Below are 1291 nucleotides of genomic sequence, written 5' to 3' on the forward strand. Positions count from 1 at the left end.
GCCTTAGCCTGCGGCCGACCACCGGCCGCAGGAACCACGCACCTCGGGGGCGCGTGCGCGGATGACCAACCGCCGCGGCGCCCACGGGCCTCAGGGGCGCGAGGAACTGCGCGCCCAGTCACCGACGGCCCGAGGCCGACTATCTGCCGTGAGGTCCGCGGACCTGGGGGCGCGGGGAACTGCGCGAGCAACCACTCGCGACCTGCGGGTGACGAACTGCCAGGGGGCTACGGACCTGGGGGCGCGAGGAACTGCGCGCTCAGCTACTGACGGTCCGAGGCCGACGAACTGCCGTGAGGCCCAAGGGCCTCAGGGGCGCGGGGAACTGCGCGAGCAACCGCCCACTACCCGCGGGTGATGAACTGCCGTGAGGCCCAAGGACCTCAGGGGCGCGGGGAACTGCGCGAGCAACCGCCCACTACCCGAGGGTGACGAACTGCCGTGAGACCCAAGGACCTTAGGGGCGCGGGGAACTGCGCGACCAGCTAACCGCGGCCCGCGGGGCTCGGGCCGGTGGGCCAGCAAACGCCCCGCGCGCAGCGGTTTGTCAGCGGCTGGTCAGCAGGCCGGGCAAGCCGTCAAGCGCGGCGCCAAGGCGATCGGACGGGAGGCCGCCCCCTTGGGCGGTCTCGTCGTTGCCGCCGCCGCGGCCGTCCAGGAGGCCCTTCACAAGGGTGGCGGCCGACACCCCGGCGGCACGCGCCGCCGCGTTCACCGCCACGACCACCACCGCCTTGCGGCCCGCCGTCGCCCCGACGGCAGCCACGCCAGGGCGCTCGACCGGCAGCCGGTCGCGTACGGCCTGCGCGAGGGTACGGGCGTCACCCCCGTCGCCATCCGTGGTGGCGGTCACCATGAGCGTCCCGTGGACATCCCGAGCGGCCCCCGCCAACTCGGCGGCGCGGCCGAGCGCGGCCCGCCGATGCAGTTCCTCGGCCCGCTGGTCGGCGGCCTTGAGCCGGTCCAGGAGCGAAGCGACCCGGTCGGGCAGCTGGGCGCGCGGCGCCTGGAGCTGCTCGGCGAGGCGGGCCACCAGGTCCCGCTCGCGGGCCAGGTAGCCGAAGCCCTCGACGCCGACGGCGGCCTCCAGGCGGCGCATGCCCGCGCCGACCGAGGACTCGCCGGTGAGGGCGATCAGCCCGACCTGCGAGGCGTGTTCGACATGCGTGCCGCCGCACAGCTCCCGCGACCACGCGCCGCCGATCTCGACGACCCGCACCCGCTCCCCGTACGTCTCGCCGAAGAGGGCGAGCGCCCCGAGCTCCTTGGCCTCGGGCAGACTCATCCACTT

The 1291-nt window shown here is 75.1% G+C and carries 1 protein-coding gene; it reads right to left on the reverse strand.

What is annotated here, in order from left to right:
* Window positions 1–547: 547 nt before the first annotated feature.
* The coding region (locus ACFU99_RS43970) for a DHHA1 domain-containing protein (protein WP_384404440.1) at window positions 548–1291 on the reverse strand (744 nt) is incomplete at its 5' end.

It is taken from the genome of Streptomyces sp. NPDC057654, assembly GCF_042800135.1.
In the GTDB taxonomy this organism is placed as follows: domain Bacteria; phylum Actinomycetota; class Actinomycetes; order Streptomycetales; family Streptomycetaceae; genus Streptomyces.